The organism is Halorubrum sp. SP3, assembly GCF_005435195.1.
GTDB lineage: Archaea > Halobacteriota > Halobacteria > Halobacteriales > Haloferacaceae > Halorubrum > Halorubrum sodomense.
On the sequence record NZ_SGTU01000008.1, the window covers coordinates 74,059 to 96,519 of the forward strand.

27 protein-coding genes and 2 tRNA genes are annotated in these 22,461 nt (G+C 71.4%); 13 read left to right on the top strand and 16 right to left on the bottom strand.

Annotation, left to right across the window (positions count from 1 at the left end; genetic code table 11):
- Positions 1–50 precede the first annotated feature (50 nt).
- Together EXE42_RS08095 and EXE42_RS08100 are read left to right on the top strand one after the other, a co-directional pair.
- Complete coding sequence (locus EXE42_RS08095) at positions 51–506, top strand: hypothetical protein (RefSeq protein WP_137706284.1); 456 nt, start codon at positions 51–53, stop codon at positions 504–506.
- A gap of 82 nt (positions 507–588) precedes the next feature.
- On the top strand, positions 589–1,230 hold the full coding sequence (locus EXE42_RS08100) for a thymidine kinase (RefSeq protein ID WP_092924021.1): 642 nt from the start codon (positions 589–591) through the stop codon (positions 1,228–1,230).
- 60 nt (positions 1,231–1,290) lie between these two features.
- Here EXE42_RS08100 and EXE42_RS08105 read toward each other — a convergent pair whose 3' ends face one another.
- From EXE42_RS08105 to EXE42_RS08120, 4 genes are all read right to left on the bottom strand, one after another.
- Positions 1,291–2,472 (bottom strand): PAS domain S-box protein, encoded by a 1,182-nt coding sequence (locus tag EXE42_RS08105; protein WP_137706285.1) that lies wholly within the window; start codon positions 2,470–2,472, stop codon positions 1,291–1,293.
- A gap of 72 nt (positions 2,473–2,544) precedes the next feature.
- Positions 2,545–2,781: a hypothetical protein gene (locus EXE42_RS08110; protein WP_092924027.1), complete on the bottom strand. Its 237-nt coding sequence runs from the start codon at positions 2,779–2,781 to the stop codon at positions 2,545–2,547.
- A 69-nt stretch (positions 2,782–2,850) separates the two neighbouring features.
- Positions 2,851–3,456 carry a hypothetical protein gene (locus EXE42_RS08115; protein ID WP_137706286.1) on the bottom strand — a complete coding sequence of 202 codons (606 nt, stop codon included), beginning with the start codon at positions 3,454–3,456 and terminating at the stop codon, positions 2,851–2,853.
- A complete protein-coding gene (locus EXE42_RS08120; protein ID WP_137693547.1) occupies positions 3,453–4,124 on the bottom strand; it encodes a bifunctional 2-polyprenyl-6-hydroxyphenol methylase/3-demethylubiquinol 3-O-methyltransferase UbiG in 672 nt (223 codons plus the stop codon). Before EXE42_RS08120 ends, EXE42_RS08115 begins: the two co-directional genes overlap by 4 nt.
- A gap of 59 nt (positions 4,125–4,183) precedes the next feature.
- On the opposite strand from EXE42_RS08120, the gene EXE42_RS08125 reads away from it, so the two are divergent.
- Positions 4,184–4,696: a CinA family protein gene (locus tag EXE42_RS08125; protein ID WP_092924037.1), complete on the top strand. Its 513-nt coding sequence runs from the start codon at positions 4,184–4,186 to the stop codon at positions 4,694–4,696.
- Positions 4,697–4,794: 98 nt separating this feature from the next.
- On the opposite strand, the gene EXE42_RS08130 is transcribed toward EXE42_RS08125, so the two are convergent.
- The 4 genes from EXE42_RS08130 to EXE42_RS08145 form a co-directional block, all read right to left on the bottom strand.
- On the bottom strand, positions 4,795–4,998 hold the full coding sequence (locus tag EXE42_RS08130) for a hypothetical protein (protein WP_092924040.1): 204 nt from the start codon (positions 4,996–4,998) through the stop codon (positions 4,795–4,797).
- A 76-nt stretch (positions 4,999–5,074) separates the two neighbouring features.
- Positions 5,075–5,148, bottom strand: a tRNA-Thr gene (locus EXE42_RS08135).
- A gap of 61 nt (positions 5,149–5,209) precedes the next feature.
- A complete protein-coding gene (locus EXE42_RS08140; RefSeq protein ID WP_092924043.1) occupies positions 5,210–5,791 on the bottom strand; it encodes an N-acetyltransferase in 582 nt (193 codons plus the stop codon).
- A gap of 86 nt (positions 5,792–5,877) precedes the next feature.
- On the bottom strand, positions 5,878–6,606 hold the full coding sequence (locus tag EXE42_RS08145) for an HPP family protein (protein ID WP_137706287.1): 729 nt from the start codon (positions 6,604–6,606) through the stop codon (positions 5,878–5,880).
- Positions 6,607–6,787: 181 nt separating this feature from the next.
- Here EXE42_RS08145 and udk point away from each other — a divergent pair, with 181 nt between their 5' ends.
- Positions 6,788–7,486 carry a uridine kinase gene (gene udk, locus EXE42_RS08150; RefSeq protein WP_092924049.1) on the top strand — a complete coding sequence of 233 codons (699 nt, stop codon included), beginning with the start codon at positions 6,788–6,790 and terminating at the stop codon, positions 7,484–7,486.
- A gap of 119 nt (positions 7,487–7,605) precedes the next feature.
- Complete coding sequence (locus tag EXE42_RS08155; RefSeq protein WP_137706288.1) at positions 7,606–8,499, top strand: ArsR family transcriptional regulator; 894 nt, start codon at positions 7,606–7,608, stop codon at positions 8,497–8,499.
- A gap of 15 nt (positions 8,500–8,514) precedes the next feature.
- Here the strand turns inward: EXE42_RS08155 and EXE42_RS08160 are convergent, their stop codons facing one another.
- The gene (locus tag EXE42_RS08160) at positions 8,515–9,897 is read right to left on the bottom strand and encodes a DEAD/DEAH box helicase family protein (RefSeq protein ID WP_137706289.1); all 1,383 of its coding nucleotides are present in this window, start codon (positions 9,895–9,897) and stop codon (positions 8,515–8,517) included.
- A gap of 49 nt (positions 9,898–9,946) precedes the next feature.
- On the opposite strand from EXE42_RS08160, the gene EXE42_RS08165 reads away from it, so the two are divergent.
- Entirely contained in the window at positions 9,947–10,894 is a 948-nt protein-coding gene (locus EXE42_RS08165; protein ID WP_092924058.1) for an alpha/beta hydrolase, read from the top strand.
- Positions 10,895–10,907: 13 nt separating this feature from the next.
- Here EXE42_RS08165 and EXE42_RS08170 read toward each other — a convergent pair whose 3' ends face one another.
- Positions 10,908–11,357 carry a universal stress protein gene (locus EXE42_RS08170; RefSeq protein ID WP_092924061.1) on the bottom strand — a complete coding sequence of 150 codons (450 nt, stop codon included), beginning with the start codon at positions 11,355–11,357 and terminating at the stop codon, positions 10,908–10,910.
- Positions 11,358–11,461: 104 nt separating this feature from the next.
- Here EXE42_RS08170 and EXE42_RS08175 point away from each other — a divergent pair, with 104 nt between their 5' ends.
- Together EXE42_RS08175 and EXE42_RS08180 are read left to right on the top strand one after the other, a co-directional pair.
- Positions 11,462–13,087, top strand: a complete 1,626-nt coding sequence (locus EXE42_RS08175) for an amidohydrolase (RefSeq protein ID WP_137706290.1) — start codon at positions 11,462–11,464, stop codon at positions 13,085–13,087.
- Between the two features lie 98 nt (positions 13,088–13,185).
- Positions 13,186–13,437: a hypothetical protein gene (locus EXE42_RS08180; RefSeq protein WP_092924067.1), complete on the top strand. Its 252-nt coding sequence runs from the start codon at positions 13,186–13,188 to the stop codon at positions 13,435–13,437.
- Positions 13,438–13,463: 26 nt separating this feature from the next.
- On the opposite strand, the gene EXE42_RS08185 is transcribed toward EXE42_RS08180, so the two are convergent.
- From EXE42_RS08185 to EXE42_RS08200, 4 genes are all read right to left on the bottom strand, one after another.
- Positions 13,464–14,330, bottom strand: coding sequence for an agmatinase family protein (locus tag EXE42_RS08185; protein WP_137706291.1), 867 nt, complete (start codon positions 14,328–14,330; stop codon positions 13,464–13,466).
- Positions 14,331–14,335: 5 nt separating this feature from the next.
- Positions 14,336–14,713 (bottom strand): translation initiation factor IF-5A, encoded by a 378-nt coding sequence (locus tag EXE42_RS08190; RefSeq protein WP_092924072.1) that lies wholly within the window; start codon positions 14,711–14,713, stop codon positions 14,336–14,338.
- 198 nt (positions 14,714–14,911) lie between these two features.
- Positions 14,912–15,193: a hypothetical protein gene (locus EXE42_RS08195; RefSeq protein WP_137706292.1), complete on the bottom strand. Its 282-nt coding sequence runs from the start codon at positions 15,191–15,193 to the stop codon at positions 14,912–14,914.
- Positions 15,193–16,383 carry an aminotransferase class I/II-fold pyridoxal phosphate-dependent enzyme gene (locus tag EXE42_RS08200; protein WP_137706293.1) on the bottom strand — a complete coding sequence of 397 codons (1,191 nt, stop codon included), beginning with the start codon at positions 16,381–16,383 and terminating at the stop codon, positions 15,193–15,195. Before EXE42_RS08200 ends, EXE42_RS08195 begins: the two co-directional genes overlap by 1 nt.
- A gap of 140 nt (positions 16,384–16,523) precedes the next feature.
- On the opposite strand from EXE42_RS08200, the gene EXE42_RS08205 reads away from it, so the two are divergent.
- Both EXE42_RS08205 and EXE42_RS08210 read left to right on the top strand, forming a co-directional pair.
- On the top strand, positions 16,524–17,543 hold the full coding sequence (locus tag EXE42_RS08205; protein WP_092924081.1) for an AI-2E family transporter: 1,020 nt from the start codon (positions 16,524–16,526) through the stop codon (positions 17,541–17,543).
- Positions 17,544–17,590: 47 nt separating this feature from the next.
- Positions 17,591–19,231, top strand: coding sequence for a succinic semialdehyde dehydrogenase (locus EXE42_RS08210; RefSeq protein ID WP_137706294.1), 1,641 nt, complete (start codon positions 17,591–17,593; stop codon positions 19,229–19,231).
- A gap of 67 nt (positions 19,232–19,298) precedes the next feature.
- On the opposite strand, the gene EXE42_RS08215 is transcribed toward EXE42_RS08210, so the two are convergent.
- Both EXE42_RS08215 and EXE42_RS08220 read right to left on the bottom strand, forming a co-directional pair.
- Positions 19,299–19,889 (bottom strand): NAD(P)/FAD-dependent oxidoreductase, encoded by a 591-nt coding sequence (locus EXE42_RS08215; protein ID WP_137693535.1) that lies wholly within the window; start codon positions 19,887–19,889, stop codon positions 19,299–19,301.
- A gap of 93 nt (positions 19,890–19,982) precedes the next feature.
- The gene (locus tag EXE42_RS08220) at positions 19,983–20,882 is read right to left on the bottom strand and encodes a hypothetical protein (RefSeq protein ID WP_137706295.1); all 900 of its coding nucleotides are present in this window, start codon (positions 20,880–20,882) and stop codon (positions 19,983–19,985) included.
- Positions 20,883–21,044: 162 nt separating this feature from the next.
- Between EXE42_RS08220 and EXE42_RS08225 the strand changes: the two genes are divergently transcribed.
- The 3 genes from EXE42_RS08225 (at position 21,045) to EXE42_RS08235 (ending at position 22,316) form a co-directional block, all read left to right on the top strand.
- Positions 21,045–21,118, top strand: a tRNA-Tyr gene (locus EXE42_RS08225).
- A 173-nt stretch (positions 21,119–21,291) separates the two neighbouring features.
- A complete protein-coding gene (locus EXE42_RS08230) occupies positions 21,292–21,678 on the top strand; it encodes a hypothetical protein (RefSeq protein WP_137706296.1) in 387 nt (128 codons plus the stop codon).
- The gene (locus EXE42_RS08235) at positions 21,675–22,316 is read left to right on the top strand and encodes an SWIM zinc finger family protein (protein WP_137706297.1); all 642 of its coding nucleotides are present in this window, start codon (positions 21,675–21,677) and stop codon (positions 22,314–22,316) included. The genes EXE42_RS08230 and EXE42_RS08235 overlap by 4 nt, the downstream gene beginning before the upstream one ends.
- The last annotated feature ends 145 nt before the right edge of the window (positions 22,317–22,461 follow it).

Here is a 22,461-nt window from a genome sequence, read left to right on the forward strand (position 1 = left end):
GGGGCTCCCCCGCCGACGGAGTGAAACGGCTCCCGCCCGTGTCCCTCCCTATGACGACGCTCTCGCTGCTCGCCGGCCTCGCGTTGGGGCCGGTCGTCGGACTCGTCGCGACGCTCGCGATGGACGTGGTGATGGCCCGGCTCCCGGAGGGAACGACCGCGCCGAAGGTGGCCGCCGGCGTGCTCACCGAGACGCCCGTCGACGACGCGCCCGAGCGGCTGGCGACGTGGGTCCACTACGTCGCCGGCGGCGGCTCGGGGCTGCTGTTCGTCGGCCTCGTCGCAGCGACCGGGCGGGTCCTCGGGGCCGGGACCGCCGTCACGGTCGCCGTCGCCGGCGTCGCGCTGTTCGCGCTGATGGTCGGCTTCTTCGCGCTCGTCCCGCTGCCGCGCGCGTCCGGACTCCCGCGCCAGCGGCTCGGCCCGATACGGCGCGACTGGGCCGCGTCCGCGGCGGCGTACGTCGTCGTCGCCGCGGTCGTCGTCGCGGTCGCGACCGGGATCTGACGCGGCGCCGGCGGGCTCGACATCGCGCCCGTCGTGCCCCGGGAGAGAAACGGTTTAGTCGCTGGCTCCGGCCCGATACGGTATGCACGCCATCACTCGATCCGGGTGGATCGAGGTCATTTCCGGGTCGATGTTCTCGGGCAAGACGGAGGAGCTCCTCCGCCGGCTCCGGCGCTCGGAGATCGCCGGCCAGTCGGTCGCCGTCTACACGCCCGCGATCGACGACCGCTACGGCGAGGCGACCATCGGGAGCCACGCCGGGCGGCAGTGGGAGGCGACCGTCGTCGACAACGAGGGCGACGGCCCCCTCGAGATCCTCGACGACGACCCGGCCGAGGTCGTCGCCATCGACGAGGCGAACTTCTTCTCGGACGCCCTCATCGAGGTCTGTAACGCCCTCGCGGACCGCGGCAGCCGCGTGATCGTCTCGGGCACCGACCAGACGTTCCGCGGCGATCCGTTCGAGCCGCTCCCGCAGCTCATGGCGACCGCCGAGTACGTCGACAAGCTCCAGGCCATCTGTTCGGTCTGCGGCGAGCCCGCCTCGCGGAACCAGCGGCTCATCGAGGGCGAGCCGGCTCACGTCGACGACCCGACGATCCTCGTCGGCGCCGAGGAGTCCTACGAGGCTCGCTGTCGCGACTGCCACGTCCTCCTGACCGGCGACCGCCCCGAGGGGGAGCGACCCTTCGAGAGCGCCGAGGCCGACTCCGCGAACGACTGAGCCGACCCCCGGGGGCGGCCGACCCGTCGGGAGTCGGCGGCGCCGTCGCGGGCCCCCGGCTCAGTCGGTCGAACGCGCCCGCCGGTAGGCCCACAGGTGACCCTCTCCGTCCGGCAGGTCGATCGGTCGGTACGTCAGGATAAGCGTTCCTCCGTTCGCGAGCGCGATCCGCTCGCCGTCGACCGGGCGTCGCCCCTCGATTACCGCTTCGATCCGCTCGACGAACGCCTCGGGGTCAGCGAACGACGCGCTCAGTTCGGCGGCGAGCGCCTCGCAGTCGCGGCCGGCGGCGGTCTCCGGGTCCCCCTCGACGTCGAACAGCTCGTACAGCCGCTCGTTCACCTGGAGGACCCGTCGGTCCGCGTCCTCGACGAGCATCCCCACCGGCAGCGCGTCGAGCGCGGTGGACAACACGGCGTTCGTCCGCTCGATCTCGCGTTTGCGCGCCGTCGCCTCAGTGACGTCTTCGAACTGCGAGAACACGCCGATCACCGCCCCGTCGGCGTCGGTCACGACCTGGTTGTGCCACGCGCAGCGGATCCGCTCGCCGTCGCTCCGGACGTTCTCGTTGACGCTCTGGAACCCGCCCCTGTTCGAGAGCAGGTCGCGTTCGAGCGCAGCGACGTGACGGCGCTCCGGCTCGGGGACGAACGGGAGCCACGTCCCGCCGAGCAGCTCCGACTCGGCGTACCCGAGGATCTCCTCGGCGGCCGGGTTCACCCGGACGATCCGGAACGCGTCGTCGTACTCGATCGTCCCCAGCGGCGACTGGTCGATGAACCGCGAGAGCCGCTCCTCGCTCTCGGCCAGCGCGACCCGCGACCGGTGCCGATCGACGGCGTTTCGCACTCGGTTCGCCAGCACCTCGTACTGGTCGTTACGGCCGCGCTTCTGGATGTAATCCGTCGCGCCCGCCGAGATGGCCTCGCTCGCGATCTCTTCGCTCCCCTTTCCGGTGAACAGCACGAAGGGGACCTCGATCCCCCGGTCGCGGACCCGCTGGAGGAGCGTCAGCCCGTCGGTCTCGCGCATCTCGTAGTCCGAGACGACGCAGTCGATCGGCCCCGTCTCCAGCGCGTCGAGCGCGGCGTCGACGTCCGTCTCGGACGTCACCTCGAACGCCTCGTCGATCCGTTCGAGGTAGGTCGCGGTCAGATCGAGGTAGGCGGGGTCGTCGTCGACGTGGAGGACGCGAACCGTCGACGCGCCCTCCGACCTGTGGTCCGCGGGAGGCCCCGACATGCGAACTCGTACCGGGACCCGTCGGATATACGTTCGGATCAGTCGGCTCGGCGGCGCGGGCGGGCTATCGGCTCACTCCGCGGCCGACGCGGCGTCGTCGTCCGCGGTCGCGAGCCGGAACAGGCCCACGAGCGCGCCGGCCGCCACCAGCGCTCCCTCGGCCTTCGCGGCCGCGTACGTCCACTCGCGCGGCTCCGCCTCGCCGGCGTTCCGGTAGAGCGCGCGCGTCCAGAGCGCGACGGCGCGCCGCGGCGCGACGGCTTCGAGCAGTCCCCCGATTCCGGCCACCAACAGCAGGAGCGCCTTCATACGCCTCCTTCGCCGGCGACCCTCAAAAGGGAACGGGGGATCGTCGCGTCCGACCGAATTCGGGTCCGCTCAGGCGCCGGTCACCCGTTCGGCGGCGTCGAGGTAGCGCCGACAGGTCGCGGCCGCCCACTCGCGGACCGACGGGTCGTCCGTCCACAGGAGGGCGGCCACCCCGTCTCCGTCCGTCAGCCCGACGACCGCGCGGTCGTCGACGAGGGCTACCGTCACCGGCGACTCCCCCTCGTGACGGTACGCGTCGACGCCGCGGTCGACGAGCGCACGCCGGACGATCGACCCCGCCGCCCCGGAGAGGCGGTCGGCCGCGGACCCGGTGAACACGACGCGGACCGCCCGCAGCGCGCTCGCCCGGAACTCCTGGTCGCTCTCCCCGTCCGTCTCGTCGCCTCCGGCCGCCGGCGACGCGTTCAGCCGTCGGGCGAGGTCGGCGTCGAACCGCGGGACGACGGCGACGACGCTGTCGGCCTTGCCGACGAGTTCGGCCAGTCGTCCGGCCGGAGTCGCGGCGGCGTCCCCGGCCGCGTCGACGGCCTCCGACCCGCTCCCGCGCTCGACGACCTCGATTCGACCGGCGAGGTCCGCGGGGTCGGCGTCGACCGCGCGCGACACGAACGACCGGAGGACCGCCGCGGGCGACCCGGAGTCGTCGTCGCTCACGCGTCCCGCCCGTCCGCGTCGGTCGAGTCGTGTCCCTCACTCGGCCACCGGTCCGGCGCCTCCGGGCGCGTCGGGTACGACTGCCGGCCGCCCGTCGCCTTCCGTGCGAGCAGTCGAGCCGTCGCGCGGCGGCGGTCGCCCGGGCGCTCCGTGGTCGTCTCGTCGTAGTAACGCACGCTCAGCCCGAGCCCGGCGCGGAGCAGCTCGTTCGCCGCGAAGCGGTAGCGGTCGTCGCTCGGCCCCGACGGGGACGGCTCCGCCGACCGGAGGTGGCCCTCAACGAAGAGGTACCCGCCGGGCGCGAGCGACTCGACGAGGTCCGCGAACCGATCGAGCGTGTGGAAGTAGCTCATCGCGATCACGTCGTACGTCTCGGTCGGGAACTCGTACGTCGACACGTCGGCCCGAATCGTCTCGATCCGGCCGCCGATCCCGCGCTCCGCGGCGCGCTCGCGGACGATACCGAGTCCCTCCGCCGAGGCGTCGAGCGCGTCGACGTCGCGGCCGCGGTCCGCGAGGAACACCGCGTTGCGTCCGGTCCCGGCGGCCACGTCGAGCGCGCGGCCCTCGGGAAAAGACGGCTCGTACGCGCGGAGCACGGGGGACGGCTCGGGGGCGCGCGGGTACTCGCCCGACGCGAAGCGCTCGTCCCAGTCGGTGTCGGTCACGGTCGCCCTTCGGCGCGCCAGGGCGTAAACCTCAGGGGCGCCTCGCTCGGAACGGGGGTATGGAGGACGCGACGGATCCCGCCGAACGCCTGAACGCGATCCTCGGCGACCGCGACGAGACGCTGGCGACCGCGGAGTCGCTCACGGGCGGACTGGTCGGGTCGCGGGTGACCGACGTGCCGGGCGCGAGCGACTACTTCGACCGCGGATTCGTGACCTACTCGTACGACGCCAAGCGCGAACTACTCGGGGTCTCCCGCGAGTCGCTCGACGCGAGCGGCGCCGTGAGCGACCCGGTCGTCAGCGAGATGGCGGCCGGCGCGCGCGACCGAGCGAACGCGGACTGGGCGGTCGCGACGACCGGTATCGCGGGGCCGACGGGCGGGACCGACGAGAAGCCGGTCGGACTCGTCTACGTCGGCGTCGCGTACGCCGCCCCGTGGGGCACCGAGGCGTCGTTCGTTCGCACCGAGCGGGCGGTCCTCGACGGCGACCGCGACGCGGTGAAGCGATCCGCGGCCGAGCGCGCGCTCGACGCGCTCGTCCGGGCGATCGAAGACGTCGACGGCTGAGACGCGACCCTCGACCGACACGCGTCCGCGAGGCGTCCGACACCGACATCAGCAGGCAGTCACGCGGCGGGGAGTCACGCGGGGCGCCGCGCTCGTCGTCACTCGATGTAGGCGTTACCGACGACCGCGACGAGCAGCGCGGCGATCACGATCCAGGTAAGCGGTTCGACGGCGAGGAGGCGGAGCGGCCGTGTGACCGACCCATCGAAGCCGAAGAGCGCGCCGGCGGCGAACGCGATCGCCGCCACGAGTGCGCCGACGATTCCGGCCACGCCGAGCAGCGCGCGGTCCGACGGGTCCATACCCGACGTGCGCGTCGCGGGTACTTAAGAAATTTCCGCGGAAGGAGTCGTGGAGCGGGGCGACCACGCCGTTCGAAGCCAGGGCAGGGATTTGAACCCCGGAAGTCTCGATTACAAGTCGAGTGCATGACCCACCCATGCTCCCCTGGCGCGTGCGGCCGTACTCGGTCCTCCTATGAGTGCGTGTCGCTTTCCGCGAACCCGGCCGGCGTCAGTCGCTTTCGACCGCGGATTCGGCGTCCTCGTCGCGGCCGTCGCCGCCCTCGGCGTCGTCGCTCTCGTCGCCCGAGTCGTCGGCGTCACCGCCCTCGTCTCCCAGCGACTTCGCCAGTTCGACGCGGTGGGGGTCGTAGCCGCGGTCCGCGTAGAACGCTCGGGCGCGGTCGTTGTCGGCGAGCGCCTCCAGCGCCACTCGCTCGGCGCCCATCTCGTCGAGCGCGCGCTCGGCCGCGTCGAGCAGCGCCGCGCCGACCCCCTCGCCGCGTCGCTCCGGCACCACGAAGAGGTTGCTGACGGTGCCGCGGACGGCGTCGCGCTCGTAGTCCCCGCGTTCGAGCGAGAAGCCGACGAAGCCGACGACGGCGGACCCGTCCGGTTTCGAGTCCCGAGCGACGAGCAGGTCGCCCGTGACGACCGACCCCGCGACCCACTCGCGGACCGTCGCGCGGTTCGCCTCGGCGCGGAGCGTGGCGCCGTACTCGCGCTGGCTCGCCGCGAGCGCCACCCACATGTCGGTGACGGCGTCGACGTCGTCGGCGGTCGCCGGTTCGATTCGGGCGTCCGTCTCGGCCATACGTTCGGCTTCGGCTCGCGGCGTGTTGAGGCTGCCGCCCGGGGAATCGACCGCGCCGTCGGCGCGTCGAGCGTCGGGTCAGCGACTCAGATCTCGCGACAGTTCGGACAGACGGCCTGCCCGTTCGCGGTGACGAGGTCGGGGACGAGCGCGCCGCAGTTCTCGCAGACGCCCTGCGTGGAGGCCCCGATCGACGCTCCCGCGACCGCCTCGGAGCCGTCGGTGTCGGGGGCCCCGCCGCGCGACGCGGTCCCGTCGCGGCCCGCTACCGCCTCCGGCTCTATCGACGCTCCGGCGCCACGCTCCGCGTCGGAGTCCGCGACGGTCGCCGAGGGCACCGTTCCGTCCGGCCGGGGGTCGCCGGTCGCGGTCTCCTCGCCGAAGCCGTCGGTCCCGGTCCCCGTTCGCGGAGCGCCGGCGGCGAGCACGTCGCCGTCCGTGACGACGCCGACCGCCTCTCCCTCGTCGACGGCGACCACTCGGTCGGCGCCCTCCGCGACGAGGCGCTCCTCGACCGACGCCAGCGAGTCGTCCGGCGACACCGCCGGCAGCGGCGGGCCCATCGCGTCGGCAACGGTGCGGTCGGCGGGGTCCGCGGCCCCGTCCGCTCCGCCGCCGACGGCGGTCGCGTCCAGCAGCGCGTCGAGCGCGTCGCGGGCCTCCAGCCGTCCGACCGGTTCGCCGCCGCGCACGACGACCAGGCAGTTCGTCTCCTCGTCGACCAGCAGCGCGGCCGCTTCCGGGAGCGAGTCCGACTCGCTGACGCCGAGGAACTCGCGGTGCATCACGTCACGGACCGTGGTGTCTGTTCGCATATGACTCGGATCCGCTCCGACCGGCTAAAAGGTGCCCCCGGTAGCGTTTTATTCGCGCCGGCCGTACGCATGCGATCGGTTCGCACGCTCGGGCGAGAGACGCCCTGTGCTCGGCGGTGGCGAGAACCACGCGCGAGGACAAAAAGGGAGCGTTCAAACCCTCCGACGTTCGAACGTCGGTATGGTCATTCCCTCGTTCGTGATCGGGATCGCGGGGGGGACGGGCGCCGGGAAGACGACGGTCTCTCGACTCGTCACCCGCGACCTCGGCGACAGCGTCACCCGGATCCCGCTCGACAACTACTACGAGGACCTCTCGCACCTCGCGTTCGAGGAGCGCCAGGAGGTCAACTACGACCACCCCTCGGCGTTCGAGTGGGACCTGCTCAGGGAACACCTCGAGGCCCTCTTGGAGGGACAGTCCGTCGAGATGCCGCAGTACGACTTCGAGATCCACAACCGGAAGGACGAGCGCGTCACCGTCGAGCCGACCGACGTGATCGTGTTGGAGGGAATCCTGGCGCTGTACGACGAGGAGATAAACGACATGATGGACCTCCGGCTGTTCGTCGAGACGGACGCCGACGTGCGGATCCTGCGGCGGATTCGGCGCGACGTCATCGAGCGCGGGCGCGACCTGGAGGGCGTCATCGACCAGTACCTCTCGACGGTGAAGCCGATGCACGAGCAGTTCATCGAGCCGTCGAAGAAGCACGCCGACGTGATCATCCCGGAGGGCGCCAACAGCGTCGCCGTGAACCTCCTCGAAGAGAAGCTCCGCGCCGAGGTCGAGGGCGATGCGGTCCGCAGCTGGGAGCGCGGCAGCCTCGAACAGGAGCTCGGCGAGAAGCGCTCGCTCGACGTCGACGGCGACGACTGACCCGGCCGGCCTCGCCCGCGCACGGCTCGCCGCCGGACCCGGGGAGAGACTCCGTGGATACCGGTATCGCGACCCCGTGATCCCCAAACGCTGATAGGAACCGACGCGAATGAGCGGCTATGAGCGAGGGGAGCGGCCGATCCGTCGACCCCAACGAGGCGTTCAGTCTGGTCGCCAGCGAGACGCGCTTCGCCGTCCTGCGAGCGCTGTGGGACCTGACGACCGGGACCGGCGAGCGGTCGGCCTCGTTCGCCGACCTCCGCGAGGCCTCCGGGATCAGCGATTCGGGGCAGTTCAACTACCACCTCGACCAGCTCACCCCGCAGTTCGTCCGCAAGGCCGACGGCGAGTACCAGCTGACGGCCGCGGGTCGGCGGGTCGTGGGCGCGGCGTTCTCGGGGGCGTTGACCGACATGGAGACCGCGGTCGATCCGCGCCCGGTCCGAGACTGCCCCGAGTGCGGCGGACCCATCTCCCTGCGGTACGAGGGCGGGCAGATGCACGTCGAGTGTCGCGACTGCGGACACCACGAGGCCGACATGCACGCGCCGCCGGCGCTGGTCGCGGCGGCCGACTCCGACGAGCTCGAAACCCTGCTGGGAAAGCACCTTCTGACCAAGATTCAGCGGCTGAACCGCGGTTTCTGTCTGTACTGTAGCGGTCCGTTGGAGGCGGAGTTCCACCGCGACGACGACGGGCAGTTACACGAGGACTGGAGCGTCACGTTCTCCTGTGAACTGTGCGGACACGTCGCGTACTCGCTCGTCACCGGCGTCGTGCTCGACCATCCGGCCGTCGTGTCGCTGCTCCACGAAGCGGGGATCGACCTCCGCGAGACGCCGCTCTGGGAGCTCGACCCCCTGATCGAGGCCACGGAACGGGTCGTCGGGGAGGACCCACTCCGGGTCGAGACGACCGTCGAAACGGCCGACGCCGCGCTGACGCTCCGCCTGGACGAGTCTCTGTCCGTCGTCGAGTACGAACGTCGCGAGCGCGACCACGCCGTCGAGTGAGATCACAGGGACCGGTCAGTGCCGCCGGCTCGCCACCCGCTCCTCGGCGGTCTCGGCGCTGACGAGCTCGTAGAGGGTCGCCCGCCCGCCGTCCTCCTTCGGGCGAAGCACGCGGCCGAGCCGCTGGGTGAACTCGCGCTCGCTGCCCGACCCGGAGAGCAGGACCGCGACGTTGGCGTCGGGAACGTCGACGCCCTCGTCGAGGACGTTGGCGGCGACGACGCGGCCGTAGGTGCCGTCGCGGAAGCGTTCGAGGATCTCGCGGCGTTCCTTCGCGCCCGTCTCGGCGGTGATCGCGGGCAGCAGGAAGCGCTCGGAGAGCCGGTAGACGAGGTCGGTGTGGGCCGTGAACACGATCACGCGGTCGTCGCGGTGACGGTCGAGGATCTCCGCGAGCCGGTCGATCTTGCGGTCGGCGTTCATCATGATTTCGCGGGCGTCCTGCTTCGCGAGGAGGGCCTCCCGGGCCGCCGGGTCGTTGCCGGACCGCTTGACCAGTTCCTGGTAGTCGCTCCCGCTCGAAAACGTGATCCCCGCGTCGCGCACGTACTCGACGAACGTGCCCTGCCTGTCTTCGTAGCGCTCGCGCTCCGCGTCGGTCAGGTCCACCTCGATCCGCCGGATGTCGTAGGGCGCGAGGTGGTCGCCCGCGAGGTCGTCGACGTCGAGCGCGTAGACGCGGTCGCCCACCAGCTCCGCGACCGCCTCGTGGGCGCCGTCCGGACGCTCGAAGGTGGCGGTGAGGCCGAGCCGCGCGGGCGCCGCGAGCAGTCGGGCGGCGTCGCGGTAGCCCTCGCCGCCGAGGTGGTGGACCTCGTCGAAGACGACGAACCCGAAGGCGTCGCCCACGCCGTCGGCCTTCAGGTACGCCGAGTCGTACGTCGACACCGTGATCGCCTCCCGGCGCTGCTCGCCGCCGCCGAACCGGCCGATCGGGAGGTCGAACTCGCGCTCCAGTTCGCGCTGCCACTGGTCGAGCAGGTCCACCGTGGGGACGACGACGAGCGTCGGGACGCCCACCTCGACCATCGCGCGGATCGCGATCACGGTCTTGCCGGCGCCGGTCGGGAGCTCGATCACCCCCCGCTCGCCGGCGTCGCGCCACGCGTCGAGCGCCTCGCGCTGGTACTCGCGGAGCTCGTAGTCGGTGGCGAGCGCGTCCGGCAGCCCGGCCGCCTCGGCGGCGCGGTCGCTCGCGTCGAGCACCCGGTCCTCGACGCCGATCCCGGCCACCCGGAGCGCGCGACGGAGTTCGGCGTAGCGGTACGCGGGCGCGCGGCTCGTCCCGGAACGCGGGTCCGTCTCGACGCCCGGGAGCGGCGGGAGCGCGTCGGGCGCGAGGTCGGCGTCCGCGTCGACCCGGATCGTCCCGTCCTCGTAGGTCAACCGGACGTCCATCGCCCGGAATTGCCGACCGACTTACAAAGTCCCACCGCCTTGGTCCGCCATGCGCGCGGCCGAACTCGACCCGGACCTCGCCGCGGCGATCGACGAGATCGAGTCGCTGGGACCGCCCGCGTGGAGCGACCTCTCCGTCGCGGCCGCCCGACGCTTAGAGGACGAGCTGTTCTCCGGTCCGCCCGAGCCGCCCGTGGCTGACGTCCGCGACCTCGCGTTCGACGGGCCCCACGGCGAGGTACCGGTCCGGACCTATCGTCCCGAGGGCATCGTTGAAGACTCGGCGGAGCCTCGCGTCCTCGTCCACTTCCACGGCGGCGGGTGGACGCTCGGCACGCTCGACTCGGTCGACGGGATCTGCCGCGAACTCGCGGTCCGCGCCGACGCGGTCGTGGTCTCAGTCGACTACCGACTCGCCCCCGAACACCCGTTCCCGGTCGCGGTCGACGAGGCGGCCGCGGCGGTCGCGTGGGTCGCGGAAACCGCGGGCGCGCTCGGCGTCGACGCCGACCGGATCGGCGTGTCGGGGACCAGCGCCGGCGGCGCGCTCGCGGTCGCGACCGCGCTCCGTGCCCGGGAGTTCGATTCCCTACCGACCCCCGCCGGCCAGTTGCTCCTCTATCCGATCGCCGGCCGCGACTTCGAGACGGACTCCTACCGGGAGAACGCCGACGGCCCCCTGCTCACTCGGGGGGACATGCGGTGGTTCTACGACCGGTACCTCCGCAGTCCGGTCGACGCCGCGAACCCCTACGCGGTGCCGCTCCGGGCGACCGACCTGGGTGACCTGCCGCCCGCGACGGTCGTCACCGCCGGGTTCGACCCCCTGCGCGACGACGGCGTCGCGCTCGCGGAGCGGTTCGAGGACGAGGGAACCTCGGTCGAACACCGCCACTACCCGGCGATGGCGCACGGGTTCTGTAGCCTCGCGGACCGGGTCGACGCCGCGGAGGCGGCGCTGGAGGCGGTCGCGAGGGACGCGCGGAGCTATCTGTGACTGTCGCGGGGACTCAGGCGTCGACGGTCGTCTTCACGATGCTCACCGGGGCGGGGGACTGCCGGGAGACGCGCTCGGTGACGGAGCCGAGCATCCGGCGGTAGTCGCCGGAGCGCGTCTTCGACCCCATCACCGTGAGGTCGACGTCCGCCTCGTCGACGTACCGGAGGATCTCCTCGTGCGGGACGCCGTACCGCAGGGCGGTGACCGCCTCCACGCCGGCCTCACGGGCGCGTGTCGCCACCGCGTCGAGCGCCTCGCGTCCGGTCTCTTCGAGCGTCTCCTCGGCGCCCTCGGCGCCGTCGACGAACTCGTCGCCGGAGTAGGCGTTCACCACGTCGCTGTCGACGACGTAGAGCACGTGGAGCGTCGCGTCGTAGCGCTCGGCGGCGTCGATCGCGTGGTCGGTCGCGCGGTCGACGCCGACGCTTCCGTCGGTGGGCAGGAGGACATCGTCGTACATACGCGGCGCTTCGTCGGGCGAGCGAATAAATCGGTCGCCGGTTCCCGACCGGCGCGGTCGCCGTTTCCCGAACGGTTAACACGCTGTGTGCCCCCCGAATTCCCATGACAGAGGCCGCGGACCGGATCTTCGTGAACGGGGAGGTACACACGCTCGCGGACCCGGACGACGGCGACGCAGACGACGGCGACGCGGTTCACGAGGCCGTCGCGGTGCGCGACGGCGCAATCGTCCGGACCGGCCGGACGCACGACGTGGAGCTGCTCGCGGGCGTCGACACCGACGTGGTCGACCTCGACGGGCGCGTCCTCCTCCCCGGGTTCGTCGACGCGCACACGCACCTGACCACCGTCGGTCGCTACCTCGTCCACGCGGACCTCTCGGCCGCCGACTCGCCCGAGGCGGCCGTCGACCTGCTCGCGGAGCGCGCGTCGGAAGTGGAACGCGTGGCGAAAGCGACGGGAGAGGAGGGAGACGAGGGGGACGGGACAGACGACTGGGTGCTCGGCTACGGCTACGACGAGTCGACGTGGGCCGACGCTCGCTACCTCACCCGCGCGGACCTCGACCGCGTCTCGACCAAGCGACCGGTCGCGGCGTTCCGCGAGGACATGCACGTCGCCGCGGTCAACGGCGTCGCGCTCGACCGGTTCGCGGACGACCTCGCGGCCGCCCCGGACGGGACGGTGCCGACCGATGACGACGGCGAGCCGACCGGAGTCCTCCTCGAAGCCGCAATCGACCCGATCTACCGGGCGGTCGAACCGGATCCGTCCGAGACGCGCGACATCGTCGAGGCCGCGCTCGAAGGCTGCGCCGCCCGCGGGGTCACCGCCTTCCACGACATGGTCCGAGACTCGCACGCCCCCCGCGTCTACCGCGATCTCGACGCGGCAGGGGAGCTCACCGCCCGCGTCCGGATCAACTACTGGAGCGACCACCTCGACGCGGTCCGGGAGGTCGGCCTCGCGACGAACGCCGGAAGCGAGATGGTCGAGACCGGCGCGATCAAGTCGTACACCGACGGGAGTATCGGCGGCCGGACCGCGCGCCTCTCGGAGCCGTACGCCGACGCGCCCGACGAGACCGGCCAGTGGGTCGTCGACCCCGAGGAGCTGAACGAGACGGTGGCGGACGCGACCGACGCCGGCTTCCAGTTCACCGCCCACGCCATCGGCGACGAGGCGGTCGACGCCGTGGTGGACGCCTACGCGGACGCCTCCCGAACCGACGCGGGCGACGCTCGCCACCGGGTCGAACACGTCGAACTGGCCGACGACGACGCGATCGGGAGACTCGCGGAGACGGGCGTCGTCGCGAGCGTCCAGCCGAACTTCCTGAAGTGGGCGCGGGAGGGCGGTCTCTACGAGGAGCGACTGGGGCCCGAGCGCACCGCGGAGACGAACCGCTACCGCGACATGCTCGACGCCGGCGTCCGACTCGCGTTCGGCTCCGACGGGATGCCGATGGACCCGCTGTTCGGCGTCCACCACGCCGTCAACGCCCCCGCGGCGGCGCAGCGGCTCACCGTCACCGAGGCGCTGCGCGCGTACACGAGCGGCGCCGCCTACGCCGGCTTCGACGAGGACCGGCTCGGCACGATCGAACCGGGAAAGCGGGCCGACCTCGTCGCGCTCGACGCGTCGCCGTGGGAGCACGACGACGCGATCGACGAGGTCGACGTCGCGCTGACGGTCGTCGACGGCGAGGTCGTGTTCGACGGGCGGTGAGTCGGCGGGTTCGGGTGGCCCGACGAGGGTCGACGGCGAAACGCGCAATCGCTGCCAGAAAACAGTAGTTATTAATCGTGTAGTTCCAAGTAGTGCGCATGACAGAGATAGCCATCGAGTACGCCGCGGGGGACCGCCTCCGGTCCGAGGCGGAGACCGCCCGACGGCTCATCGACGCGTATCTCGGCGACCGCCCCGACGTCGACCGCGTCACGTTGTCTCCCTCCGGCGACTCCGTCTTCTGCGTCAGCGTCGAAGGGGACCGCATCTGGTGTACCGACCCCCGCGAGTGGATCGACGCGATGGAGGCGGTGACCGCCGCGCGGCGGCGGCTCTCCGAGGTGTCGTAGCGCTCCGTTCCGCCGCGCGGGGGCTCTCACCCGGAGCCGTCGTCGCGGGCGCTCGCGTGCGAGTACGCGAACTCCCGCAGCAGTTTGCCCGCCACCGCCGCCGCCTGTCCGTCGTCGCGATCGTTCACTTCGACGACGTCGAACCCGTCAGCGCGCGGCGCGACCGCCCGGACCAAGTCGCGGACCTCCCGCGGCTCCAACCCGAACGGCTCCATCGTCCCGGTTCCCGGAGCGTAAGCGGGGTCGAGCGCGTCGACGTCGACCGAGCAGTAGACGGAGTCGTCGGCGTCGAACGACGGGTCGTCGGCGTCGAACGGCGGCCCGCCGTCGAGCGCGTCGAGCCACCCGCGGGCGTCCTCCGGCGCGACGACCTCCACGTCGGCGTCGGCCGCGCGGTCCCACTCCGCCTCGGAGCCGGTCCGGGCGCCGACGATCACCGCGCGGTCGACGCCGAGGTCGTCGAGACACCGACGCGTGACGCAGGCGTGGTTCCACGGACTTCCGTCGTAGCTCTCGCGCAGGTCGAGGTGGGCGTCGCAGACGACGAGGACCTCGGGGTCGACGGCGTCGACGCCCGCGTAGGTGACCGTGTGTTCGCCGCCGACGAGGAGGGGGACCGCGTCGTCGTAGGCGACGCTCCGCAGTTCGGCGGCGAGGTGGTCGAGGTACGCCGGCACGTCGTCCCACGGGCGCACGTCGCCCGCGTCGTGGACGCCCAGCGCGGAGAAGCGACTGTCGGTGCGGCGGTCGTAGTCGTCGCAGTTCTCGGCGAATCGCCGGACTCGGTCCGGTCCGAACCGGGTACCCGGCTGAAAAGTGGTCGTGGCGTCGAGCGGAGCGCCGACGACCACGTAGGAAGCAGCTTCGCGGTCGGTCGTCGCCCCGGGGAACATGCCGGCTACCCGATGATCTTCCGTTGGCCCTCGTAGTCGAGGTACTCGATGTTGTCGTCCGAGGTGAACTCCTCGCCCTCGGGGATACGCATCGTGAACGTGTCGTAGGTGTCTAAGTCCATCACCTGGACCTCGTCGCCGCTCACGTTGACGACCTGTCCCTGCTTGCGCTCGATGATCGGGACCCACACCTTCGCGTCGACCGGCTGCGAGAGCGAGCGCTTCTTGTCGTCGAAGACGCCCTTCCCCTCGACGCGGGCCTTGGCGCTGCCGTGTTTTCCGGGTTTGGCGGTGCTGTAATGGTTGATCTTACAGGGCGCGCTGTCCATCATCACGTAGCTGCCCTCTTGGAGTTCGCGAACCTGCTTCTGCTCTCGCGGCATAGGCGCTACTTCCCGCGGCGCGTGTATAAACGGTTTGGAACGCCGTCGGGACGCGGCTCGAAGCGGCGTTCACGCCCGGTCACGGGGCGGAAGAGCGGGGCGGAGGGGTGAAGTCGACCGTCGGGTGTGACGGTGACGGCCGCGGCGACGTAACGGCCGAGAGAGCCGCGGCGGCCGGACCGGGCCCGAGGAACCGGTCTACGGGTCGAGCTCGTCGACGTACTCCTCCGGCTCGTCGTCGTCGACGTTCCCGTCCGGCGGGACGAGCCCTCCCGTGTACAGGTAGCTGACGAGGAACATGACGATGAAGCCGACGCCGACCGCGGCCGTCGTCCGGACGACGAACGGGAAGTCGACGAAGTAGAGGGCGCGGTCCGCGACCGCGATAGCGACGAACGCCACCAACAGCACCTTCTGCTCGTCGGTCGGGTCGCGGACGAAGCCGACCACGTCGTCTTTGAGGTCACCGAGCAGACCCATCAGGCGTCACCCCCGCTTTCGGTGGTCGCGCGGTCGGCGGCGGCGTCGACGCCGTCGGCCGCCTCGATCACGCGGCTCACCCGGTCGAGACCCTCCTCCAGTTCGTCGGTCGGGAGGCCGAACCCGATCCGGAACCGATTCGGGAACCCGAACAGGCCGCCGGGCGCGAGGACGACGCTCGCCTCCTCGACGACCGTCCGACAGAACGCCTCGGCGTCCGCGAAGCCCTCAGGGACGGTTACGAACGCGTTGACGCCGACGGGGTCGAGCCAGTCGAGGTCGTGGTCGTCGACCCACTCCGCGACCGTTTCGCGGTGGTCAGTCGCCAGCTCGCGGTTCTCCGACAGGATGCGGTCCTCGCGTCGGCCGAGCGCCTGCTTCGCGACGTGTTGGCCGAAGAGGCTCGGCGAGATGGTGGTGTAGTCCTTCCAGCGCCACGCGCGCTCGACGACCGGCTCCGGGCCGGCGATCCAGCCGAAGCGCAGTCCGGCGAGGCCGTACGCCTTCGTGAGACTCGTGGTGGAGATGCCGTGCGCGCCGTAGCTCGCCACCGGCGGCTGCGGGTCCTCGGCGAGCAGGCGGTACACCTCGTCGCAGAGCAGGTAGGCGTCGCGGTCGACGGCGACGTCGTAGACCGCCCGCATCGCGGCCTCGTCGTGGTACCGCCCGGTGGGGTTGTTCGGGTTGTTGACGACGATCACGGCGGTGTCGTCGCGGGCGGCGTCAGCGACTGCCTCGGGGTCCAGTTCCCACTCCGGCGGCTCCAGTTCGACGCGGCTCACGCCGCCGAACGCGTCCGGGACGGCGTGGAGCGCCTGATAGGTGGGGGTGACGACGACCGCGTGGGTGCCGGAGCCGACGCCGGAAGGCGGGGCGGCGGCCCCGTTTCCGTTCCCCGCACCCCCGTCGACCGGGCGCTCGTCGCCGAGCAGCGAGAGGAACGTCAGGAAGTTCGCCTCCTGCGTGCCGCAGGTGAAGAGCACCTCGTCGGCGGCGCGGTCGTAGCGATCGCCGACGGACGCCCGGAACTCGGGGTCGCCGTTCGTCGGGATGACGTAGCCGAGCTTCCCCGGGTCGAGGTCGAACCGGTCCGCGTCGAGCGACCGGATGCCGCTTTCGGCCAGCATGATGTCGGCCTCGTGTTCGTGCTCCGCGAACCAGCGTTCGAGGCCGAACGGGTCGATGCGCATACCGGCTCTCGGGCGGGCGCGAGGTTAGGTGCTGTGGTTGCCGGCGACTCACTGCCGCCGGCGCCGTCGCTCACCGGCGCACGGACCGACGTCCGCGCTCGCACCCCAACGACTATCCTCGGGGATCGAGACGTCGGAGCATGGGTATCAACCGCCAACGGCTGCTGGGCGTGCTGCTCGTCCTCACGGCCACCCTCGCCGCGGTCGTGCTGGCGGAGGTGCTGCGGACGGTCGTGTTCGCGGTCACCGTCGCGTACGTCCTCTATCCGGTTCGCAAGCAGCTCGTGGGTCACGGCCTCTCGCGGCGGATCGCGTGCGCCGCCACCACCGCGGTCGCCTTCCTCGGCGCAACCCTGCTCGTGGCGCCGCTGTTGTACGCGCTGTACCGCCGTCGGTCGCAGCTGATCGCGATCCTCCGACAGATCCCCGACGCCGTCCCGATCAGCGTCGGCGGCTTCCAGACGACCGTCGAGGTCGCCCCGTACGTCGCGGCCGCCGAGACGTTCATCCGGGACGTCGCGCTCGGGGTCGCCGGCGCTGCGCCGGTGCTCGTCTTACAGCTCATCGTGTTCACCTTCCTAGTGTACGGGATCCTGTATCGGCCGGGCGCGGTCGGGACCGCGCTCTTCGGCGTCGTCCCGGCGACGTACCACGACATCCCGACCCGGCTCCACGAGCGCACGCGGCGGACGCTGTACTCGATCTACGTGCTTCAGGCCGCGACCGCGGCGGGGACGTTCGTCCTCGCGCTCGGGGTGTTCTGGACGCTGGGGTACGGGTCGCCGGTCCTGTTGGCCGTCATCGCGGGGATCCTCCAGTTCATCCCCGTCCTCGGCCCGAGCGTCCTCGTCGTCGCGCTCGGGGCCGGAGACGCGCTCGTCGGCGAGACCGGACGCGCGGTCGCCGTGCTGGTGATCGGGATCGTCGTCATCGGCTTCGTCCCGGACGCGGTGATCCGGACCCAGCTCGCCGACTGGACCGGGAAGATCTCTCCGGGGCTGTACTTCGTCGGGTTCGTCGGCGGGATCCTCACGCTCGGCGCGATCGGCGTCATCGTCGGCCCGCTCGTCGTGTCGCTGCTGCTCGAAGTGATCGAGATGCTCTCCGAGACCGACGCCCCGACGGAGTCGGCCGACGGGACCGCGGACGCGGCCGAGTAGCCCGACCGGCACGGCTTTCCCTCGGCCGACCGTCCGTTCGGTATCTGATGCCCCCGACGGATCCCCCCGTTGCGGTCGGCAACGCGCCGACCCTCACGCCCCGACGGCTCGACGGCCTCACCGAGCGCGTGACGCGCTCGCGGCCCGCGGACGACGACGCGAGCGACCGCGGCGACCGCATCGACGTGTTCGCTCCGGCGACCGCCGAGCGGATCGGGAGCGTCCCGGCCTGCGACGCGGGCGACGTCGAGGCCGCGGTCGAGCGCGCCCGGGACGCGCAGGCGGAGTGGGCGGAAACGCCCGCGGCGGAGCGCGCCCGAATCGTCGAGCGGTTCGGCGACCTCGTCGCGGAGCGCCGCGAGGAGCTGCTCGACGTCCTCCAGGTCGAGACCGGGAAGTCCCGGCGCACCGCGGTCGAGGAGGTGTTCGACGTGCCGACCGGCTGCGCGTACGTCGCTGGCGAGGCGCCAGACGCGCTCGCTGCGGAGCGGCGGCGGGGCGTCGCGCCCGGAATCGCGACGGCGACGGTCACCCGCGAGCCGGTCGGGGTCGTCGGCGTGATCTCGCCGTGGAACTACCCCCTCACCCTGTCGATGGCCGACGCGGTCCCGGCGCTGGCCGCGGGCAACGCGGTCGTGCTCAAACCCGACGAGAAGACGCCGTACGGCGCCCTCCTGTGCTCCGAACTACTGGAGGTCGCCGGCCTCCCCGACGGCCTCTTCCAGGTCGTCACCGGCGAGGGCCCTCAGGTCGGCCCCCCGCTGATCGACGCGGTCGACTACGTCGCGTTCACCGGCAGCACGTCGGTCGGGCGGACGATCGCCGAGCGCGCGGGGCGGAACCTGATCGGCTGCTCGCTGGAGCTCGGCGGCAACAACCCGCTCGTCGTCCTCGGGGACGCCGACGTCGACGAGGCCGCCCGCGGCGCGGTCCAGGCCTGTTTCTCGAACGCGGGCCAGCTCTGCCTCTCGGCGGAGCGGATCTACGTCGTCGAGTCCGCGTACGACGCCTTCCTCGACGCGTTCGTCCGCGAGACCGAGACGCTGACGCTCGGGACCGGCTACGACTACGACGCCGACCTCGGCTCCCTCGTCGACGCCGACCAGCTGGCGCGCGTCGAGTCGCACGTCGCTGACGCTCGCGAGCGCGGCGCGACCGTCGAGACCGGCGGGCGAGCTCGCCCCGACGTCGCGCCGTACTGCTACGACCCCACGATCCTGACCGGCGTCGACCCGGACGCGACGGTCGCCTGCGAGGAGACGTTTGGCCCCGTCGCCGCGGTGACGCCGGTGCCGGACGCGGACGCGGCGGTCGCGGCCGCGAACGACTCGCCGTACGGCCTGAACGCGAGCGTCTGGACCGGGGACCGCGAGCGCGGCGCGGCGCTCGCCCGCGAGATCGACTGCGGCACGGTGAACGTCAACGACGCGTTCCTCGCGACGTGGGGCGCCGTCGACGCGCCGATGGGGGGGTTCGGCGACTCGGGGCTCGGGCGTCGGCACGGCCGGGAGGGGATTCAGCGCTACACGGAGACGCGGACCGTCGGCGTCTCGCGGGTCGGCCCGCTGACCTTCCCCGACCGGATCCCGGCCGACTGGTTCGTCCGCGGCGCGTTCGCGGCGATGCGTGCCGCTCGCGGGACGCGTCGAGCGACGAGGAGAATTCGTCGTCGGCTGTCGCGTCGCTGAACGGAACGGGTCGCGCTGCTCGCGCGGGAGGGCGCGCCGAAATGTCCCCTACTCCCCGTCGTCGCGCCTACTCCCCGTCGTCGCGCAGGTCCCCGAACACGCTGGCCGCGGTGTCGGGCACGTCGAAGTCGTGGTAGTGCTCGCCCTTCTCGTTCGAGAGGATGTTGAGCGCGGCGGCGGCGCCGTCGCCCGCGGAGATGACCGCCTGCCACTCCTCGGCGCGGGCCATCGCGCCGGTCGCGTAGACGCCCTCGACGCTGGTCTCCATCGAGACACCGACGCTGACGGTGTCGTCGTCGTCGAACTCGCAGCCCAGCTCCTCCGCGAGGTCGCGGTTCGCGCCCGTGGCGAGGACGACGTAGTCGGCGTCGTACTCGCCCTCCTCGGTCGAGACCGTGAAGCCGTCGCCGGCCGACTCGACGCCGGTGACCTCCTCGCCCTGGTGGCGGTCGACGCCGAAGTCGTCGACCTGCTGGCGCGCGGTCGCCATGAACTCGCTGCCGCCGATAGAGCCCACGCCGAGGTAGTTGAACAGGTGCGCCTTGTGCATCCACGTCCCGTCCGTGTCGAAGAGGACGGTGTCGAGTCCGTTCTTGCTCGCGAACAGTCCCGCGCTCAGTCCGGCGGGTCCACCGCCGACGATTGCGACATCTGTCATGGGCCCACTTACGCGGCCCGGGTCATAAGGGTTGACGGAAGCGGGGATCGACAGGGACGGGACCGTCGACGGCGCTGACGGACCGGGCGATCCTCACTCCGCGAAGTCGGTGAGCGACCCGGTTCCGTCGACTTCGGGATCGTCGTCTTCAGCCCCATCGTCTCCGGGATCGTCGTCTTCAGCCCCATCGTCTCCGGGGTCGTCAGGTTCGGAATCGTCACCAGTCGACTCCGGACTCTCCCACGGATCCTCGGGGTCGACCGGCTCGACGGTCCGGTCGAGCTCGGCGGCGTCGTACTCGACGTCCTCGTCGAGCAGCATCGCGAGCCGCTGCCAGCGCGCGCTCTGCTCGTCTTCGCCCTCCGGGCCGACGCGGGCGCCGTGGGTCTTGAAAAACCGGGTGCCGCGACCCCGCTTTGACCCCTCGCCGGTGTGGCCGTCGAAGACCGCGTCGAACCTCCCGTCGGGTTCGAGGTCGCCGACCGGGAAGTCGTGGGCGGGTTCCTCGCCGCGTTCGCGGGCCTCGGCGCGGGTCTCGGCCACCGCGGAGAAGTAGGCGTCCGCGTTCGACGCCTCGCGGGTCGAGCGAGCGCGAGCGGCCGCGAGCGCGGCGTGGATCGCACAGAGGCGGCCCTTCCACGCGTCCGGCTCCCAGCGCTCGGTCGCGAGCTCCTCGTAGCGCTCGATCAGGAGCGCGACCTCGTCGCCCGCGCGGAGGTCCTCGACGACGTAGAGGTTCAAGCGGTCCCAGAGGTTCCAGGCGTACCCCGAGCGGGCAAGCTCCCACGCCGCCCACGCCGCGACCTCCTCGTCGGAGCGCCTGACCGCCTTCTGGAGGAGGCTGGAGACGACGTACCGACTGTACCCGCCGTCGGTCTCGTTCGGCCCCTTCTCCTCGCCGTAGTCGTTCTCGCCCGTCGCGTCCGGCGTCGTCTCGGTCTCGAGGCTTCCGTCGGACCCGAACGTCGCCTGTCTGTCGTCGCCGTCGGCCATGCCCCCGCTCCCGCCGCGAGCGACTTAATTGCCGCGCGGCGAGCGCGGACACGAGGGCTTCGCCGCGGCGCCCGGGTCAGTCGATCGGCGCCGCGGTACGGCGGATCACACCGGTTCTGAAAGGGAACGCTTAAGTCCGATCCAGCGGCTACGTTTCGGTAACCGCCCTTAGCTCAGCTTGGTAGAGCAGTCGACTGTAGATCGACTTGTCCCCCGTTCAATTCGGGGAGGGCGGATACCAACTCCTCGCCGATTCTGGGTGGAACCCGGAACCGGCGATTTCAGTCCGTAGAAGACGTGAGCCGTTAGGCCACGTTTTCAGAAGACGCCCCGAAAAATCGGAGTTCAACAAGGTTCGTAACGCCCCCCGACGCCGTCGTGCGAATTTCGAAGTGGACGGGGGTGAAGCATGAGTACTCGTCGCGACAGCGACGAGACGGTCGACATCGAGATCGACATCGAGGGCGACACCCTCGAAATCGAGCGCGAGCGGATCGAGAACGTTCGCGTCGACCAGCTCTTTCAGCCGGTCGAGTCGGGCCGCGCCGACGCGCGCCTCCAACTGTGGAGCGACAGCGCCGGGTGGAACGGCTACGAGCGTCGCGACGGCGAGTTCTACCACGTCAACGTCCTGACCGAGACGACCATCAAGGACGACCAGGTCGTCGTCGAGTCAACCTACATCCACGAGGAACAGGTCCCACCGGAAGACGTGGCGGAGTCCGTTCGCGACCACGTTCTCGACAGACATGCGGGTGCCGTCGGTACCTTCGTCCGGGGGTGTTCTCCCCCATGAGCCGGTCTCGCTCCGGAGGTCGGTTCGAGGAGTTCGGTCGCGTCGACACCGAGATCGGCGAGTCGATCAACTTCGACCGCCTCGCCGGTTCGGACGACACCTCGTGGAACAAAGCGGTGCCCTACGAGTCCGACATCGAGACCGTCTCCCGGCTCGGGTTCAAGGTACGCTCCCCGGACAGCAAGGAGTGGCACCACGTCGTTCTCGCTCGCGAGGGAGACCACCACGTCGGTCTCTGCGACTGTAAGGGGTGGGAGTACAACGACGGCCCCTGCGTCCACCTCTGCGCTGTCAGAAAGGCGGCATGGACCGGGGTCACGCCGGAGCGCGACATCAACGGGCGGACGGTCCGCATCTGCGACCTCGACGCCGCCGACGCCGCCGAGCGCCGCTACCCGTACCTGACGGACAAGCAGCGCGAGGCGTATCTGGCGTGCGAACTCGGCGACACCGGCGTTCGCGAGTTCCAGCGCGAGCAGGGCTACTCGTCGCCCGGCACGGTCTCGAACCGGCTCCGGGTTGCTCGCGAGAAGGTCCACGAACACGAACAGCAGCTCCGCGCCGACGGCGGTCGCGACGGTCATCGAGATCCCGCGACCGACGATCGCCGCCTGCTCGGCGAGGGGGTGAGCCGATGATAGACGCGTTCTGTGTGACAGACGGCCGCCGTGTCACACAGGCAGTTTCCGCAGTCAACGGGGGTAACAAGAACGCTACTGCCGGAACTGCCCTGTGTCACACAAACGGGGGCGCGTCATCAGAACGGCGTCTCCCCTCACACAC

Coding starts and splice junctions, on each gene's coding strand:
- EXE42_RS08095 (WP_137706284.1), top strand. CDS start 51: ATGACGACGCTCTCGCTGCTCGCCGGCCTCGCGTTGGGGCCGGTCGTC.
- EXE42_RS08100 (WP_092924021.1), top strand. CDS start 589: ATGCACGCCATCACTCGATCCGGGTGGATCGAGGTCATTTCCGGGTCG.
- EXE42_RS08105 (WP_137706285.1), bottom strand. CDS start 2,472: ATGTCGGGGCCTCCCGCGGACCACAGGTCGGAGGGCGCGTCGACGGTT.
- EXE42_RS08110 (WP_092924027.1), bottom strand. CDS start 2,781: ATGAAGGCGCTCCTGCTGTTGGTGGCCGGAATCGGGGGACTGCTCGAA.
- EXE42_RS08125 (WP_092924037.1), top strand. CDS start 4,184: ATGGAGGACGCGACGGATCCCGCCGAACGCCTGAACGCGATCCTCGGC.
- EXE42_RS08130 (WP_092924040.1), bottom strand. CDS start 4,998: ATGGACCCGTCGGACCGCGCGCTGCTCGGCGTGGCCGGAATCGTCGGC.
- EXE42_RS08140 (WP_092924043.1), bottom strand. CDS start 5,791: ATGGCCGAGACGGACGCCCGAATCGAACCGGCGACCGCCGACGACGTC.
- EXE42_RS08145 (WP_137706287.1), bottom strand. CDS start 6,606: ATGCGAACAGACACCACGGTCCGTGACGTGATGCACCGCGAGTTCCTC.
- udk (WP_092924049.1), top strand. CDS start 6,788: ATGGTCATTCCCTCGTTCGTGATCGGGATCGCGGGGGGGACGGGCGCC.
- EXE42_RS08155 (WP_137706288.1), top strand. CDS start 7,606: ATGAGCGAGGGGAGCGGCCGATCCGTCGACCCCAACGAGGCGTTCAGT.
- EXE42_RS08160 (WP_137706289.1), bottom strand. CDS start 9,897: ATGGACGTCCGGTTGACCTACGAGGACGGGACGATCCGGGTCGACGCG.
- EXE42_RS08165 (WP_092924058.1), top strand. CDS start 9,947: ATGCGCGCGGCCGAACTCGACCCGGACCTCGCCGCGGCGATCGACGAG.
- EXE42_RS08170 (WP_092924061.1), bottom strand. CDS start 11,357: ATGTACGACGATGTCCTCCTGCCCACCGACGGAAGCGTCGGCGTCGAC.
- EXE42_RS08175 (WP_137706290.1), top strand. CDS start 11,462: ATGACAGAGGCCGCGGACCGGATCTTCGTGAACGGGGAGGTACACACG.
- EXE42_RS08180 (WP_092924067.1), top strand. CDS start 13,186: ATGACAGAGATAGCCATCGAGTACGCCGCGGGGGACCGCCTCCGGTCC.
- EXE42_RS08185 (WP_137706291.1), bottom strand. CDS start 14,330: ATGTTCCCCGGGGCGACGACCGACCGCGAAGCTGCTTCCTACGTGGTC.
- EXE42_RS08190 (WP_092924072.1), bottom strand. CDS start 14,713: ATGCCGCGAGAGCAGAAGCAGGTTCGCGAACTCCAAGAGGGCAGCTAC.
- EXE42_RS08195 (WP_137706292.1), bottom strand. CDS start 15,193: ATGGGTCTGCTCGGTGACCTCAAAGACGACGTGGTCGGCTTCGTCCGC.
- EXE42_RS08200 (WP_137706293.1), bottom strand. CDS start 16,383: ATGCGCATCGACCCGTTCGGCCTCGAACGCTGGTTCGCGGAGCACGAA.
- EXE42_RS08205 (WP_092924081.1), top strand. CDS start 16,524: ATGGGTATCAACCGCCAACGGCTGCTGGGCGTGCTGCTCGTCCTCACG.
- EXE42_RS08210 (WP_137706294.1), top strand. CDS start 17,591: ATGCCCCCGACGGATCCCCCCGTTGCGGTCGGCAACGCGCCGACCCTC.
- EXE42_RS08215 (WP_137693535.1), bottom strand. CDS start 19,889: ATGACAGATGTCGCAATCGTCGGCGGTGGACCCGCCGGACTGAGCGCG.
- EXE42_RS08220 (WP_137706295.1), bottom strand. CDS start 20,882: ATGGCCGACGGCGACGACAGACAGGCGACGTTCGGGTCCGACGGAAGC.
- EXE42_RS08230 (WP_137706296.1), top strand. CDS start 21,292: ATGAGTACTCGTCGCGACAGCGACGAGACGGTCGACATCGAGATCGAC.
- EXE42_RS08235 (WP_137706297.1), top strand. CDS start 21,675: ATGAGCCGGTCTCGCTCCGGAGGTCGGTTCGAGGAGTTCGGTCGCGTC.